Genomic DNA, 15,075 nt, shown 5'->3' with positions numbered 1-15,075 from the left:
TCGATGGCCACTGCTTTACAGAGTGAGGTCCCGATCACTCTACATATCGTCTAGCTGTCTGGTGCCACCGGCTTAAGTGTGCCCAAGGGGACCCAGACGCACCTGGGGCGGGCCGGCCGCGCCTCCCTACACCAAGGTCTACAGCTCCAAGAGGTCTTCGACCTTGCAGCCAAGCTCTTGGGCAAGGCTCCATACGGACTTGGCCTGCGCCCTGTTGATGTCCTTTTTTCTCTGCTCATACTGTTGGATGGAGCGCAGGGACACCCCCGAGGCCTCGGATAGCGCGGCTTGGGTAAGGCCGGCGTCTGCCCGATAGCGGCGGAGCCGCGTGGGCGTGTCCCTTTTTGCAAGGGCTTCGGTTATGTAGAGAGAGACGACGTGCGGCGAGGCTATGCGATGAGTCTCAAACAACGAGAAGAGCTCTTTGACCCCAAGATACATGGCGATGCCGCGAAACGTCGCGCCAGTGTCCCACTGATGGTAGGCGAGCATGCGCCCGCACCACTTCGCTCGGTCTTGCGTCCCCTTGGCCGGGCGCCTCTCGTTCATGAGCATCAGGTCGAGGCCGTCGGACGATTGCCCCTCGCAGACCGAGAGAACCAGCTCTATGCCCGATCCGCTTAGCTGAGGATTCGCACCCGGTCCATCGAACGAACGGGCCAAGGCGGAGCTTGTAAACAGGTCATAGAAGGACTCAAGCCCTCCCGGGAGGAGCTTATCGGCAAAGTCGAAGGCTTTCCCCAGGGGACCAGCGGAGGTGCGGCATGGACGTGCTGTTCAAGATTGACGGCCTGTGCAAGGGCTACGGGGAGGCCGGCGCGCGTCGAGGTGCTGTGGGGCATCGACGTTGCCATCGACCAAGGGGAGCTCTGCGCCCTGCTCGGCCCGTCCGGCTCCGGCAAGTCCACCTTCCTCAACCTGGTCGGCGTGCTGGAGCGCGCCGATGCCGGCAGCATCGAGGTCGGGGGCAAGGACCTCATGTCCCTCTTACCCCGGGACCTCGGGGAGTACCGCCGCGCGTTCCTCGACTTCGTCTTCCAGTTCTACAACCTGGTCAAGGACCTCACGATCCGCGAGAACATCGAGGTCTGTCAGTGCCTTGCGACGGATCCGCTCGACGTGGACAACCTTCTCTGCTCGCTCATGCTGTGGGACCAGCGCAGCAAGTTCCTGCCACAGGTGTCGGGTGGCCAGCAGTAGCGCTACTCCATCGGCCGCGCGCTCGTGAAGAAGCCTCGGCTGCTCCTGTGCGACGAGCCCACGGGCGCCCTGGACTATGAGACCTCCAAGGGGATTCTCGCGCTGATTGAGCAGGTCTGCTGCGAGCACGGCTGCACGACCATCATCGTCACCCACAACGAGGCCATCGGCCAGATGGCGACCAGGCGGCTGCGCCTGCGGGAGGGCGGCTCGTGGAGGACGAGACCAACGCACACCCCGTCGCCGCGCGCGACCTCGAGTGGTAGGGGGCTGAGTGCGCAACCCCCTGCACAGGCGCTTCCTCCGGCAGCTCCTGCACAACCCGGGCAGGTACCTCGGGGTCTTTGCCCTGCCGCTGGTGACGGTCTCTGTGGCCTCGGGCTTCCTTGCCATGCTGTCGTCCGTCCGGGTGATCCTGGGCGAGGTGGACGTGGCCAACGTCGTCGAGAACGCGCGCCGAAACCTCGGAGCCCATCAGCGACGCGTCCCGCAAGGCGGTCGAGGCGGACGGCGTGAGCGTTTACGACAATTGGAGCCGCGATGCCAGCGCGACGGTTGATGGCACGGATGTGACCGTTCGTCTCTACCAGAACCGCACCAAGGTCGACCTGGCGAGCTACTACGAGGGTAGGGCCCCCGAGCGGGACGACGGGGTGGCTCTTGACGCCACCTTCTGCTCGCACCACGGGGTCGGGGTAGGGGACACCATCTGGTTGGGCGGGCGGGACTTCACCGTCTGCGGGATTATGGTGCTGCCCGACTACACGGCGCTCATGCGCTCCAACGGCGACTTTGTGATGGACTCGATCGCCTTCTGCGTGGGCCTCGTGAGCGATGCCGCCTCCGGGCGCCTCTCCGAGCTGCCCACGGCGTACACCTACTTCCTAGTGTTCGACGACGACGCGCTCTCCACGTCGGACCGCGTGTCGCGCGAGACGGACGTGGCGCAGACGCTCGTGGACGGCGGCTCCACGGTGACCGGCCCCCTGGACCGCGAGCAGAACCAGGGCATCAGCTACCTGCCGACCGACACGGAGGGCGACGGGGCCTTCTACACGGCGTTCTTGTACGTCCTCATCGCGATTATGGCCTTCGTCTTCGTGGTTCTCATCAACGCGACGGTCGAGTGCGAGGCGTCGGTGATTGGCACGCTGCTTGCATCTGGCTGGCGCTGGGGTACGCGGTGGTGTCCGATATCGGGCGCGGGATCTACTACAACAGCTACAGCATCCCGCCCTATCACGCGACCTTCGGCGTCCGGACCTTCGTGCTCACCTCGGTGGTGCCCTACGCGATGCTCGTCTGCATCACCCTCGTGTGACTCTCTCGCAAGCTCCGCGCGACCCCGCTGGCATTCCTGCGGCACGAGGTCTCCCGCAGGGGGTGCCGCTACAACCTGCGGCTTCCCGCGAGCCTGGGCTACGTGAGTCGCTTCAGGCTCCGCTTGTTCGCACGGAGCCTCCCCACGTTCGAGACGCTCTTCCTCGGCATCCTCGCGGAAAGCTTCCTCGTGATGTTCTCCCTAAACCTGCCCTCTATGTTCTCTGACTACGCGGACCGGCTCGCCGCCTTCATACCCGTGGGGCACACCTACACCCTCAAGGCGCCGTTCGAGCTGGAGACGACCGACCGACAGCGCCAGCGTCGCGATGAACTCGCGACGCTGGCGGGATTGTCGGGCGAGACGGGCGATGTCTCGGGCCAGACGGGCGCGGCTACCAGCGCGAGCGGTTCCGCCGACGGCGGAACGTCCCTCTCGCCTGGCTCCGGCGACTCCACCTCAGGCGTCAGCGCGCTTGTGGTTGCGGCGGAGGCGAGGGGCCTTGGTGACATTGCCGAGGGCCTTGCCGCCGACCTCCACCCGGTGGCGGCGGAGGGGGAAACTCGCAGGAGGCTATCGACCAGGCCGAGAAGCTCTGCATCTCGTCGCTGGAGGTCGTCCGCAAGCTGGGTGCCGGCATGGAGGACGTGACAGTCTACGGCATCCAGGAGGACTCGCGCTACTGGGACGGACGTCGACGTCTCGGACGGTCGTGTGGTGGTTGGTGCGGGGCTGCTCAACAAGTGCGACCTCAAGGTCGGCGATACGGTGGTGCTCCACGACAAGTACGCTGACAAGAGCTACGCCCTCACGATTAACGGCGTCACCGGCAACAGCGCAGACACCAGCGTGTACCTGACCTGAGCCAGGATGCCTTCAACGAGGCCTTCGGCAAGTCCCAGGACTGGTTTGACGCCTACGCAAACGATGACGAGTTGGTAATCGACCCCACCCACATCTCGTCCACGACCACGCCCCAGGACATGCAGGACCTCGCCAACCAGACCCTCGACTCGCTCTCTGACATCGTGCAGCTCATACTCGTGGCGGCGGCGCTCGTGTTCTTTGTGGTGATGTACCTTCTCACCAAGGTGGTCCTCGACCACAGCGACCGCTCCATCTCGTACATGAAGGTCCTTAGGTACCGCAGGGGAGAGGTTTGCAGGCTCTACCTCGACTCGGTCACGCTGGTGGTCACCGTCTCGCTGGTGCTGGCGCTCCTCCCCACCATGTGGGGCGTCGGCGCGCTCTTCGACGCCGTCATGCTCTCGTACTCGGGCAACTTCGTCGTGACGTACACGTCGCAGGTCATCGCCGAGGACTTTGTCATCGGCCTTGGGACCTACCTCGTGGTGGCGCCTCTGCACCTGCGCCGTATCGGGCGGATCCCCCTCGAGCTGACGCTCAATATGCAGGAGTGAGACGCGCGGGGCCGTGGGAGCGGCCCGCTGTCCTGGCGGCCGATCCTCTCGGCTGACTTTGTTACAGAGCGCCTGCCATGTGGGCATATGCGTCTGTGAGGGGCGCATGTCGAGAATTGCGTCCTGCGTGTATACACGCTGCAGACTTTCCGATGCGGCTCCATGTCAATGCCGGCTGGATGCCTGCGGAAGGTCGGGGAATGGAGGGGGACGTACTCCCGCGCGGGTGCCAGCCAGGGAGTGCCACACCCTTGCTCCGAGACCCTTGGCGCTGTCAGCATCTAGCATCAAGGTTCGAACCATGGCACCAAATTCCCGATGTGAGTGCCTTCGCTGCGGACTCTCTGCCGGGTAATCGGCCGACCCCAACGTCTCCGCAGGTGGGGGGCTGACTGGAACCCGGGGCGGCTGACAGTGGTAGCCGGAGCCCGATGTGAGTGCTCACGTTGGGAGTTTGTCGCCAATCGCGCCCTTTCTCCGGCGAAAATGGCAATGGGAGCCTGATATGAGCGCTCATATCGGGAGCTTGCTGCCAACTTCCGCGGGACTATTCCGCTCCAGCTGAGAAGGCGTTGGGCGGCAGGCGGCGAAGCCAGCGCGATGGTGCTCACATCGGGCGCCAGCGGCCATGGTTGGGAGATTGATGCCGATAGCTCGGGCAGATCGGGCTTCTCACGGGGCGGGTCTCCCGCAATGCCGATGGCAGCGAAATCCTTGTGGCGGAATCTCCGACCTGGTCGGACGCGTCATTGCCGACCCGTCACGAAGATATGGTTTGAAGCGAAGGCCTCAAGAGAATTCGTGGCGCGCGCCCGCGAGAGCCCCTCGTGACGTGGGCGTACTTCTCGGCAGCGATGAGCCGCTCCCCATTACGCGTAGATGACCTGCAGGTTGGGCGCCTCCTCCGCGAACCTCGCACGCATGTCCTGGGGCACGCCCTCGTCGGTCACCAGAACGTCGAAGTCTGCCAGGTCGCTGTGGTGCACCGCCGCGCTCACGCCCATCTTGGTGGAGTCGAGGAGTATGACGTGGCGTTTGGTGTGCTCCATCAGCTGGGTGAGCCACTCTGCCTGCTCTAGGCGGTGCGCGCTGAAGCCTTGCTCAAACGAGAACGCGTTGGTGCACAGGTATACCGTGGGCACCATCAGCTGGGCGACCTCCCGTGTGGGGACGATGCCCTCGGTGTAATGGAAGCCCTCGCGGATGCGTCCTCCAAGCTGGATGATCGAGCTGTCGGGGAGAAGGGTGTCAGCCTCGGTCGAGATCACCGTGTCGTTGGTGATGATCGTGAGCCCATGCTTTCCCTTGAGCGCGCGCACGAACTCCAGGTTGGTCGTCCCCGCTTGCACGATGAAGGTATCCCCGTCCTCCACCAGTTCGGCCGCGGCCCGACCGATTCGCACCTTCTCCTGGTGCGCCACCGCTACCGAGGTTGCCGCGCGCAGCTCGTGTTGGTTGGGTTCCACGCTCATCGCGCCGCCATGGGTTCGCCTCACCTTGCCCTGTGCCTCGAGCTCGCGGAGGTCCTTGCGGGCCGTTGCCGCAGACACCCCAAACGTGTCCACGATCTGGGCGATGGTGATGGTCGAGGACCCCTCCACCATCACCTGGATTCTCTGCTGGCGCTCCTCCAGAAAGAGGCGCTGGCCGGGACTCTGTGTTTTCACGGTTCCTCAATCCTTGCAGATGTGCTTCTGATGCGACGCGTGGGCCGGGTAGCCCACCTCGTTTCTCGCTGATGTGACTGTACTACCCAAACGAAAGCGAATGATTATGAACACGCGTTTAGGCCGTTTAGGCCCATATAGGTACCGCTGAGCGAAAACAAACGATTATAAATGATTAGAATCGATTAAATAGCAACTGAGAAACGCGAGCAAGCGATTACGTAAGAGACAAGTACACCCATGTTCCTCTCACCTAGGAAGCAGGTAGCGAACACCGATGGGCAAACGCCCGCCGGAAGTGGAAGGAGATCCGATGCTCGTAAGCATGCGTGACATCTGCCAGATTGCGGAGCAGAAGAACATGGCAATCGCCGCCGTGAACTCGGCAAGCCTGGAGGCAATCCGCGCCGCCATCGAGGTCGCGGAGGAGACGCACTACCCAATCATCATCCAACACGCCCAGGCGCACGAGCCCTTGATCCCGCTGAAGTGCGTCGCCCCCATCGTCACCAGCCTGGTGGAGCGCTCCAGCGCGATGATCTGCTTCAACCTGGACCACTGCGGTGACCTTTCGTATGCGAGAGAGGCGCTCGACCTGGGTTTCACCGGCGTCATGTTCGATGGCTCCGCCCTGCCATACGAGAGGAACGTGGAACTTTCGAGCTACGTTGCGCAGATGTGTGCGGAGTACGATGCGGGCCTGGAATGCGAGCTGGGCTCCATGGGCTCCTACGCCGCCGGCCAGCGCGATGAGGGTGGTACCGCCGAGGAGGCGGGCGTCATCTACACCGACCCTGACCAGGCGCAGGACTTTGTCACGCGCACGGGGCTGGACATTCTCGCCTGCTCCTTTGGTACGGTCCACGGCCTGTACAAGGGTGAGCCACACCTCAACTACCAGGTTCTCACCGACATCCGCGACCGCGCGAAGGTGCCGCTGGTTATGCACGGCGGCTCGGGCCTCACGGACGAGCAGTATCACAACTCCATTGACGCCGGCGTGCGCAAGATCAACTACTACACCTACGGCGTCAAGTATGCGGGCGAGGCCGTACGCAAGGTGATTGACGAGAAGACCGCCAACGATGCTGCTGCCAACGTGTACTGGCACGACATGACCACCGCTGCACACGAGAGCCTGGTCGAGACATTCGAGCACGTGGTGCGGGTCTTCGCCAATGGCGCCGAGCCCTTCGTGAACTAGGGGGGGCGAAGATGCGCAAGTTTCTCATCGCCTCGCACGGACGCGTTGCAAGCGGCATCAAGAGTGCGGTCGGCATCCTAACCCACGACGACTCCGCAATCACCGCCGTCGACTGCTATCTGGACGAGTCCGACTTTACCCCGCAGATTCAGGAGTTCTTTGACTCTGTGCAGGAAGGTGACGAGACCGTGGTCTTCACCGACCTCCTGGGCGGCAGCGTGTGCAACAAGGTCACGCAGATGCACCCCGAGCGCTACGGCGCCATCCACGTGACGGGCGTAAACCTCATCACGGTGCTGGGTTGCCTGCTCTCGGACGAGCCGCTTACCCCGGAGGTCGTGGACGGGGTGGTCGAGACGGGCGCGTCTCTCATCCAGCGCATCGCGGTCGACGAGGGCGAGACGGATGACGGGTCCGAGGGTGACTTCTTCGCATAGTGAGATGTGAAATTGCCGGCAAATGCTGTTGGCAGGGGATAGGCGCCAGGGATGGCGCAGTTGAAAGGAGGGGCCATGATTGTCCAGATTAGGGTGGACGACCGCTTGATCCACGGACAGGTGGCGCTGCTGTGGGGCAAGGAGCTCAACACCAAGGGAATCGTGGTGGCAAACGACCATGCCGCCCACGACAAGACCCAGGCGGCGACGCTCAAGATGGCGTGCCCGCAGGGGCAGAAGCTGCTCATTCGCACGGTGGAGGACTCAATCAAGGTCGCCAACGACCCCCGTGGCAAGGACATGAGGATTTTCATGCTCACGCAGACGGTCGCAGACGCCTATCAGGTGGCGTCCAACTGCAGCGGCAGCGTGCAGTCCGTGAACATCGCCAACGCCGGTCGCTTTGACCGCTCGGACGACGCGGAGAAGGTGCTTCTCACCACAGGCGTGAACCTCAACCCGGAGGACCTGGAGGCCGCACGCAAGCTGTGCGAACTCGGCATCCCGGTGATCCACCAGGTGGGGACCACCGACCCCCGCACCAAGGTGTCCGACCTTCTGGCAAAGCTCGGGTAGTCCCGCCGCTTCGAGTACCGAGAGGAGAATGAGCACATGCTGCAACTTGCACTCATGGCGTTTCTCGCCGCGTTCGTTTGCTACTTCGTGCAATGGACGTTCGGCCAGCCGATGATTGACCAGCCCATCTGCGTGGGCCTCATCGCCGGCCTGATCTTCGGCGACATCACCACCGGCATCATCATCGGTGCCGCGATGGAGGCGATCTTCATCGGCAACGTCAACGTTGGAGGCGCGACCTCCGCGGAGCCGGTCACGGGAACGGTCATGGCCACCTGCTTCGTGACCCAGATGGGCATGGACCAGGGTGCCGCAATCACGCTGGCAACCGCCGTCGCCATCTTTGCCAACATCATCTACTCCCTTATCTTCAACGTCCTCATGTCGTTCTGGTCGCCCCTCACCGACTGGGCTGCGAGCACGGGCGAGACCAAGAACGTCGCCCTGGTCCACTTTGGCGGCGCGCTCGTGATGAACGGCGCCATGGCCATCCCGACGTTCCTGGGTGTGTACTTTGGCGCCGAGCCCGTCGCCAACCTGGTGAATGTCATCCCCACTACCGTCACCAACGGCTTCAACGCCGTTGCCGGGCTTCTCCCTGCCGTGGGCATGGCCCTTCTCATCAGGATGCTCTGGAACAACAAGATTGCCGTCTACTTCCTGCTCGGGTTCATCTGCGTCTCGTACCTCGGGATGCCTATGATCGGCGTCGCCGCCCTCGGCGCGGTGCTCGTCGTGGTCGAGGCCTACCGCCAGCTCGACCTGCTCGACGTGAAGAAGAAACTCCAGGCGCTGCGCACGGGTGGCGGCGCCATGCAGGCAGAGACCCAGGACCAGATAGAAGAGGAGGACTTCTTCGCATGAGCGCAGAAAACGAGAGCAACGTTTCGCAGCAGGGGGCTGCAACCACCGAGGATGTGGCTTCCGAGAAGATCAGCGTCTCGACCAAGGACCTCTCCCACGAGGACCGCAAGATGCTCAAGGGCATCTTCCTCCACTCCTTCAACGTGTTCGCCATGTACGGCGGCGGTGCCAAGGCAGGTGCCTCCGGATTCCTCTGGTCGCTCGCCCCAGCGTTCGAGCGCTTCTATCCCGACAAGGAGCGCAGGACCGATGCCATGGTGCGCCACTCCAACTGGTACAACATCACGCAGAACGTGGGAACCTTCTGCATGGGCCTGGTGGCGGCGATGGAGCGCGAGAACTCCCAGCACCCCGACTTTGACACCCAGTCCATCGATGCCGTCAAGGCATCGCTCATGGGCCCCATGTCCGGCATCGGTGACGCCATCTTCTGGGGCGTGCTGCGCGTCATCGCGGCTGCCGTCGGCATGGCACTATGCGCCAAGACGGGCACCATCCTGGGACCGCTCGTGTTCCTGATCATCTACAACGTTCCGTCGATCCTCTGCCGCTGGTGCCTGACCGTCCTGGGCTACCGCGTGGGCTCGAACTTCATCACGAAGCTCGAGGAGGGCGGACTTATGGACCTCATCACCAAGCTCGCCGGCATCCTCGGCCTGCTGATGATTGGCGCCATGACCGCATCCTTCGTTAAGTTCAGCTGCATCATCGCGATTCCCGCCGGCGACGGCGACCCGGTGCAGGTGCAGACCTACCTGGACACCATCTTCAAGGGCCTCGTGCCCATCTTGTACACCCTGGGCTGCGTCAGGCTCCTTCGCAAGAACGTCAACGTGACGTGGCTCATCGTGGGCACTATGGTGATTGGCCTGGCACTCGGCCTGCTGGGGATCTGTTAGGCGAGAGGCTTCCGACGCGTCACGCCAGGCACACTGGCAACGGGGGACCCCGACCTTCGCGCACATGCCCGGGGTCGGGGTTCTTAGTGTTATTGATGGATTTGGATTTCCGCCGTACGTATTCAGCGAAGGTCTCTCGGCCCTATTGGCGGGAGCAGAACCCCCAATCAGAACTTGAAGCCCTGCGCTCGTATGAAGTCGAACCCGTTCATGCACTTAATTCCCAGGCCGAGCTTGCGACGCTCGTTGAGGTAGTAGGCGCCTCCTCCCTTGTCGGACGCAGCGACGATGGCGTTCTCCTCCTGATGATTGCTGTAGATGGCGAAGAATTCGCTCCGGTTGATGAGGCCCTTGGCGCCGTCAGCATCTAGCATCAAGGTTCGAACCATGGCACCAAATTCCCGATGTGAGCGCCTTCGCCGCGGGATTTCCGTCGGGTGATTGACAGACCCCAGTGTCTCCGCAGGTGGGGGGCTGCCTGGAATCCCGTGGCGGCCGATGGTGGCAGCTGGAGCCCGATGTGAGTGCTCATATTGGGAGCTTGCTGCCAACTTCGCGAGACGATTCCGCTCCAGCTGCAAAGATGCTGGACGGCAGGCGGAGAAGCCAGCGCGATGGTGCTCACATCGGGCGCCAGCTGCCATGGCTGGAAGATTAATGCCGGAAGCTCGGGTGGGTCGGGCTTCCCACGGGGCGGGTCCCTAGCGATGCCGATGGCGATGAAATCTCCGCCATGGCCGGACGTGTCATTGTCGACCCGTCACGAAGATATGGGTCGGAGCGAAGGCCGATTCGGCGGACTGCCCACTCGAGAACTATTGGATTGAGCTTCGCTATCGAACTGCCTCCCCTCGTGACCGGCGAAAACAAACGTCAGTATCATCGTAACATTCGGCTTGGGAGCGGCGAGTGCTTGAACTGGTGATATGTTGTCTCGGGGCGCTCCTATGTGGGGTTAGTGTCTGGTTGGGTGCTTGTCGAAAGTCAGGGAACGTTGGACGTGACAGGTTCGGACGTGCTGCGAGGGGAGATCCCAAAACATGCGCCTAGTGGAAACTCCTCGCGGCATGCACGTACTTTTCGGTGACGATAAGCTGCCGGTTGATGTAAAGGAGCTCGCCCTTTCCGTCCAGAACTCTCTGGCTGATCTCCAGCAGGGGATGACTGCGCCTGCAGACGAGACTAACCGCTTGAGTGCTATCAGCTCGCACGATGCGGAACCGGTCGTCAAATTCCATCGCCGCCCTGCCAGTGTGACGAAGTACGAGTCGCAGTAACGAGGAGCTTTCCAAGTCGGAGTGGAATGCGAAATCAAATGCCGACGGAAGATAGTCACGCCCTAGGGAAACGATGATTGATGCGGCCCGATGGGGCCACACCTTCCGTGCCGCCGGTGCGTGGCGGATGTGGCCAGCGTCTGCATAAAGGGCCATCTGCCTGCGGGCATTCTATAATCGGGACATGCGTCCCGACACGTCCGGGGGGCAGGTGTGGGCAGCCAGATGGGCTTCGGAGGCCCCGAGTCGCGGGGTCAGGGTGTATTCGGTCAAGTAAAAGTCGACACTTGGGGCTGCGACGGAGATCTTGGACCTAGACAGGTTCAGGAGGATCGGCCTCATGAAGAGCAAGAAGAGCGTAGTGCGCGTGATAGACGAGGAGGGCGTGATTCGTCTCCAGAAGGATGACGCGCGTGCTGCCGTCTTCACAAAGGGTGAGATTGACGGGGCCCTCTCGGACTTCGTCGACTCGATGACGCTCTACACGGATGCCGGCGCCGCGCTGCCCAAGACCTACCTCTTCTTTGGCCAGAGGATGTCTGACCTCTCCGGCGTTCTCAATAAAGACCAGCTCATGAGCTTAGCCAAGATAGAACTCGAGTTTGTCGGCGACGACCAGCCCGTCATTGTGGTCGCCGCTAGGGGCTAGGCATGGACCCCCACCCCGCAGCGCCGTATGCTCCCGAGCGAGAGCTCGCGCTTGCCCAGGTCATGGCGGAGCCGTCGCTTTCCCGTGCCGAAATGGGAGACCTGCCCGGCTTCATAGACGCATGCCTTGCGGCGGGGCGCGAGCGCGCGTCGTGCTGGCGAGGCCGTGATCCGCAGGATGTCTTGATGGGGCTCGGGTATGTCGTAAGCCGCATCGCGGGGGCCTCGCCGGGGTCGCGCGCGGGGTTTCATCTATGCGCGATGACGCGCGCGGGTACCGCGTGCGGCGGGACCGTCGAGCTCTATGTCGACGAGGTCGCCACCAAGCGGCGATCCCTTCTCGCCTTTGGCGTGATCCTCGAAGAGGAGGAGCTGTGCCGCCTGCACCTTGCGCACGAGCTCTACCATGCGCTCGAGTTCTCGCGAGGGCCTATGACCCCGGACGTAACGCCCCAGGTGCGCGTCTGCGGGATTCTTGGCATGCGGTACCGCCGCCCGGCGTGCGCCAGCGAGATTGCGGCCCACGCCTTTGCACGGTGTATGACGGGCTTGTCAATCTCGCCGCAGCTGGTGGATGCCATTGCCCTGATGGGCGAGGGGGCGCTCTCCCAGAGGGCATTCCTGTCCCAGGTAGAGCGCGCGCGAGAGGTTCTGGGCTCACAAGTCGTTTGCCGTTGATTGGAGAGACGTGGACACGTATGGATTTGGCGCGAGGGACCTTCCCGTTCTGGGGGAATGGGACACCGTCGTTGTGGGCGGGGGCACCGCCGGGGCGTCTGTCGCCATCAGCGCGGCTCAAGAGGGAAACAGCGTACTCGTGGTCGAGAAGGCCGCGTCTCTCGGCGGCACACCTACGCATGCCCTGGTCACGCCCATGATGGGCTCGCGAGTCGAGCATGGCCACAACTTAGGGGAGATAGAGAGGCGCCTCATCGCCTTGGGCGTCAAAACCCGCGAGGACGACGGCCTTATGGGCTACATCTGGTTCACGCCGGAGACCTTCGCCGAGGTCCTCGAGCAGATGCTGCTGGAGTCGGGCGGTACCGCGCTCTATGACGCGACGCTCGCCTCGGTGGATGTGGAGGCCGGCGCGATCCGTGCCATTGAGGTCATGACCGTGGAGGGGCCTCGGGCGATTCTTGCCAAGCAGTTCGTTGACGCCACGGGAGACGCCGTGCTCTCTCGCTTGGCTGGCGTGCCGTGCCTTTCTGGCGACGATGACGGAAACAACCAGATGAGCTCCCTGCGCTTTGAGATGGGCGGCATCGACGTCGACGCCTACCGCGACTGCTGCCTTTCCCTGGGTGACGATTTCAGCCCCCTGAGGCAGGGATACTTCTGGGAGTCCGCCATGGTCGCGGAAAGGGGATTCAAGCTCGAGCCGCTTTTCCAGGAGGCAGTCGCCGATGGCGTCCTCCAGCCGGACGACCTTGTCTACTACCAGTGCTTCTCGCTTCCCACAGAGCCTGGGTGCATGGCGTTCAACTGCCCGCACCTTCCAGGCCTTAAGAGCAACGCCTCGGCCATGGCGCGCTCTGCCGCCCTTGCGCAGGGTCGCTTTCGCGTGAGGAGGCTCGTAACGTTTCTCACCGGGTACATGCCCGGCTTCGAGCATGCGTTCCTTATCCGCGAGGCAGGCATGCTGGGAATCCGCGAGAGTTGGCGCATCCAGGGCACCTACGTGCTCGATGTGGGTGACTACATCAAGCGTGCCCGTTTTGGGGACGCGGTCGCCAGGGGGACCTGGTACATCGATGTGCACTCTGCCACCAAGGGTCTTGTCCATATGGAGAAGTACCGGGCAGGGGAGTATTACGAGATTCCGTACCGCTGCCTTACCAACAGGGTCGTCAAGAACATGCTCACGGTGGGCCGCTGCATCTCGACGAGCTTTTTGGTGCAGGCAAGCGTGAGAATCCAGCAGACCGTGATCGACATGGGCGACTCTGCCGGAAGGGCCTGTGCGCGTGCCCTTGCCTCTGGAAGGGAGCTCGCCGACTTCGACGGATGCGGCCTTATGGACTAGCCGTTTGGTGTCACCGGGTTGTCTGGGCGAGCGGCAGGCTGGATGCCTGACGGTGCGCCAGCGCCCTCTCGTCTGAGCACCCAACCGGCATGCGGTTGTCGCTGTGGGTTGTTTCCGTGCTCGGTGGCATCGCTTACGGGAAGTGCTGGCCATGCCGTATACTTGCTTGGCTAGGGGTTCCGTGCGCGTGGCGCCGGCTACCCGCCTATCACACTCTTTTGAGGGGGAGCAATGCCTGCATCAGTTCTCGTGGGTACACAGTGGGGCGACGAGGGCAAAGGTAAGGTGACGGACCTCATTTCCGGCGAGTTTGACGTCGTCTGTCGCTACGCTGGCGGGGCCAATGCAGGCCACACCGTTATTGCCGGCGACCACAGGCTGGCCCTTCACCAGGTTCCCTCTGGCGTCATGTACAGGGGCGTCTACCCCGTGATTGGCAACGGCTGCATCGTCGACCCCGAGGTTCTTCTCGGCGAGATTGACACCCTCGAGGAGCAGGGCATTTCCTGCAAGGACCTCAAGATCTCCGGTAACGCCCACATCGTGATGCCCTACCACAAGGACCTCGACGGCGCGCACGAGAAGAAGCTCGGCAAGAACCTCATTGGCACCACCAAGCGCGGTGTCGGCCCTTGCTACATGGACAAGATGAACCGCACGGGCCTGCGCATCCAGGACATGCTCGACGAGAAGATCTTCCGCGTGAAGCTCGAGGCGGCTCTGGCCTACACCAATCCCATCCTTGAGAAGGTCTACGAGCTGCCCTCCTACACGGTGGAGCAGATCTGCGAGACCTACCTGCCCTATGCCGAGCGCATCCGCCCGTACATTGTGGAGAGCTCGCTCTTCCTGAACGAGCAGCTTGAGGCCGGCAAGAACATCCTCTTCGAGGGCGCTCAGGCCACCATGCTTGACATCGACCACGGCACGTACCCGTTTGTGACCTCCTCCAACTGCACTGCTGGTGGTGCGATGACCGGCTCGGGCGTCGGCCCTACCCGCATCGACCGCGTGCTGGGCGTTGCCAAGGCCTACCTCACCCGCGTGGGCTCCGGACCCTTCCCCACGGAGCTGTTTGACGAGGTTGGTGACAAGCTGGGCGAGGTTGGCCACGAGTACGGCGTGACCACCGGACGCAAGCGTCGCTGCGGCTGGTATGATGCCGTGGTTGTGAACTACGCCGCTCGCGTGAACGGTCTCACCGACCTTGCAATCACCAAGCTCGACGTACTCGGCTGCCTCGACGAGATCAAGGTCTGTGTTGCCTACGAGTGCGATGGCAAGCGCTACACCACCGTTCCCGAGCACCAGTCCGTCTTCTATCACGCGAAGCCCGTCTACGAGACGGTTCCCGGCTGGAAGTGCGACATCTCCGGCGTGCGCAACTTCTACCAGCTTCCGCGTGAGGCCAAGGACTACATCGACTTCCTTGAGCAGCTTGCTGGTGTGCGCGTCTCCATTATCACGGTGGGACCCGAGCGCGAGCAGACTATCAACCGTTACTGGGACTAGGTACCGCACAGACGCGCCCGGGA

The 15,075-nt window shown here is 62.9% G+C and carries 18 protein-coding genes; 14 read left to right on the top strand and 4 right to left on the bottom strand.

Annotated elements, in window-relative coordinates; all coding sequences use genetic code 11:
• Positions 1–138: 138 nt before the first annotated feature.
• A complete protein-coding gene (locus ACO59D_RS09780; RefSeq protein WP_485126814.1) occupies positions 139–663 on the bottom strand; it encodes a helix-turn-helix transcriptional regulator in 525 nt (174 codons plus the stop codon).
• 120 nt (positions 664–783) lie between these two features.
• Between ACO59D_RS09780 and ACO59D_RS09775 the strand changes: the two genes are divergently transcribed.
• The 5 genes from ACO59D_RS09775 to ACO59D_RS09755 all read left to right on the top strand — a co-directional run bounded on the left by ACO59D_RS09775 (position 784) and on the right by ACO59D_RS09755 (position 3,942).
• On the top strand, positions 784–1,200 hold the full coding sequence (locus tag ACO59D_RS09775; protein ID WP_485126813.1) for an ATP-binding cassette domain-containing protein: 417 nt from the start codon (positions 784–786) through the stop codon (positions 1,198–1,200).
• Positions 1,201–1,712: 512 nt separating this feature from the next.
• Positions 1,713–2,627: an ABC transporter permease family protein gene (locus tag ACO59D_RS09770; RefSeq protein ID WP_485126812.1), complete on the top strand. Its 915-nt coding sequence runs from the start codon at positions 1,713–1,715 to the stop codon at positions 2,625–2,627.
• A gap of 17 nt (positions 2,628–2,644) precedes the next feature.
• Positions 2,645–3,172: a hypothetical protein gene (locus ACO59D_RS09765; RefSeq protein ID WP_485126811.1), complete on the top strand. Its 528-nt coding sequence runs from the start codon at positions 2,645–2,647 to the stop codon at positions 3,170–3,172.
• A gap of 63 nt (positions 3,173–3,235) precedes the next feature.
• Positions 3,236–3,385, top strand: coding sequence for a hypothetical protein (locus tag ACO59D_RS09760; RefSeq protein ID WP_485126810.1), 150 nt, complete (start codon positions 3,236–3,238; stop codon positions 3,383–3,385).
• 71 nt (positions 3,386–3,456) lie between these two features.
• Positions 3,457–3,942, top strand: coding sequence for a hypothetical protein (locus ACO59D_RS09755; RefSeq protein ID WP_485126809.1), 486 nt, complete (start codon positions 3,457–3,459; stop codon positions 3,940–3,942).
• 869 nt (positions 3,943–4,811) lie between these two features.
• Here ACO59D_RS09755 and ACO59D_RS09750 read toward each other — a convergent pair.
• Positions 4,812–5,609, bottom strand: a complete 798-nt coding sequence (locus ACO59D_RS09750) for a DeoR/GlpR family DNA-binding transcription regulator (RefSeq protein ID WP_485126808.1) — start codon at positions 5,607–5,609, stop codon at positions 4,812–4,814.
• Between the two features lie 313 nt (positions 5,610–5,922).
• On the opposite strand from ACO59D_RS09750, the gene ACO59D_RS09745 reads away from it, so the two are divergent.
• The 5 genes from ACO59D_RS09745 (at position 5,923) to ACO59D_RS09725 (ending at position 9,589) form a co-directional block, all read left to right on the top strand.
• Complete coding sequence (locus ACO59D_RS09745; protein WP_485126807.1) at positions 5,923–6,813, top strand: class II fructose-bisphosphate aldolase; 891 nt, start codon at positions 5,923–5,925, stop codon at positions 6,811–6,813.
• A gap of 11 nt (positions 6,814–6,824) precedes the next feature.
• Positions 6,825–7,250, top strand: coding sequence for a PTS sugar transporter subunit IIA (locus ACO59D_RS09740; protein WP_485126806.1), 426 nt, complete (start codon positions 6,825–6,827; stop codon positions 7,248–7,250).
• A gap of 75 nt (positions 7,251–7,325) precedes the next feature.
• On the top strand, positions 7,326–7,826 hold the full coding sequence (locus ACO59D_RS09735) for a PTS sugar transporter subunit IIB (RefSeq protein WP_485126805.1): 501 nt from the start codon (positions 7,326–7,328) through the stop codon (positions 7,824–7,826).
• A 36-nt stretch (positions 7,827–7,862) separates the two neighbouring features.
• The gene (locus tag ACO59D_RS09730; protein ID WP_485126804.1) at positions 7,863–8,690 is read left to right on the top strand and encodes a PTS mannose/fructose/sorbose/N-acetylgalactosamine transporter subunit IIC; all 828 of its coding nucleotides are present in this window, start codon (positions 7,863–7,865) and stop codon (positions 8,688–8,690) included.
• Positions 8,687–9,589 (top strand): PTS system mannose/fructose/sorbose family transporter subunit IID, encoded by a 903-nt coding sequence (locus ACO59D_RS09725; protein WP_485126803.1) that lies wholly within the window; start codon positions 8,687–8,689, stop codon positions 9,587–9,589. Before ACO59D_RS09730 ends, ACO59D_RS09725 begins: the two co-directional genes overlap by 4 nt.
• 167 nt (positions 9,590–9,756) lie before the next feature.
• Here ACO59D_RS09725 and ACO59D_RS09720 read toward each other — a convergent pair whose 3' ends face one another.
• A complete protein-coding gene (locus tag ACO59D_RS09720; protein WP_485126802.1) occupies positions 9,757–9,963 on the bottom strand; it encodes a hypothetical protein in 207 nt (68 codons plus the stop codon).
• A 672-nt stretch (positions 9,964–10,635) separates the two neighbouring features.
• The gene (locus ACO59D_RS09715) at positions 10,636–11,022 is read right to left on the bottom strand and encodes a UTRA domain-containing protein (RefSeq protein ID WP_485126801.1); all 387 of its coding nucleotides are present in this window, start codon (positions 11,020–11,022) and stop codon (positions 10,636–10,638) included.
• Between the two features lie 184 nt (positions 11,023–11,206).
• Here ACO59D_RS09715 and ACO59D_RS09710 point away from each other — a divergent pair, with 184 nt between their 5' ends.
• From ACO59D_RS09710 to ACO59D_RS09695, 4 genes are all read left to right on the top strand, one after another.
• Positions 11,207–11,515: a hypothetical protein gene (locus ACO59D_RS09710; RefSeq protein WP_485126800.1), complete on the top strand. Its 309-nt coding sequence runs from the start codon at positions 11,207–11,209 to the stop codon at positions 11,513–11,515.
• Positions 11,516–11,517: 2 nt separating this feature from the next.
• On the top strand, positions 11,518–12,192 hold the full coding sequence (locus tag ACO59D_RS09705; RefSeq protein WP_485126799.1) for a hypothetical protein: 675 nt from the start codon (positions 11,518–11,520) through the stop codon (positions 12,190–12,192).
• A 10-nt stretch (positions 12,193–12,202) separates the two neighbouring features.
• Entirely contained in the window at positions 12,203–13,540 is a 1,338-nt protein-coding gene (locus ACO59D_RS09700; RefSeq protein ID WP_485126798.1) for an FAD-dependent oxidoreductase, read from the top strand.
• 231 nt (positions 13,541–13,771) lie between these two features.
• Entirely contained in the window at positions 13,772–15,052 is a 1,281-nt protein-coding gene (locus ACO59D_RS09695; protein WP_485126797.1) for an adenylosuccinate synthase, read from the top strand.
• Positions 15,053–15,075 lie beyond the last annotated feature (23 nt).

This window comes from Tractidigestivibacter sp. (genome assembly GCF_057241865.1).
Note: the sequence above shows the minus strand (reverse complement) of the source record. Positions and strands in the feature narration are given on the sequence as shown.